Origin of the sequence: Flavobacterium potami, from assembly GCF_020026915.1 — a bacterium.
GTDB lineage: Bacteria > Bacteroidota > Bacteroidia > Flavobacteriales > Flavobacteriaceae > Flavobacterium > Flavobacterium potami.
Map to the genome: position 1 here is coordinate 1 of NZ_JAINUY010000075.1, position 284 is coordinate 284.

Consider the following 284-nt stretch of genomic DNA (forward strand, 5'->3'; position numbering starts at 1 on the left):
GATCCTTGCCTTCAAGTTTTTCCGCATCCTCGACGAGCATATCGACGGTGGATGTCCCTACGACCTTGACCAGCGTGCGCGGGGCAACGCCCGCGCCGACGGCTCCCGCATGCGCGTCGAATGAGCCGCCGCCTATCAGGGTATCCGCCGGTACATTTAATCTTTCCGCCCATTCCCTTGTGATGACTCCCAGGCATGTGCCTGCCGGTTGAGGCCTGCTTCCGTACCGTTCCGCGATCAGCGCCAGATACGGATCAAGCTTGCGAAGGCAGTCCTTGTCGGGG

Annotated in this window: 1 pseudogene; it reads right to left on the reverse strand. The window is 61.3% G+C overall.

Features of this window, described 5'->3' with window-relative positions:
• Positions 1–284: pseudogene (locus K6T82_RS24325) on the reverse strand (ribulokinase); the annotation flags it as partial.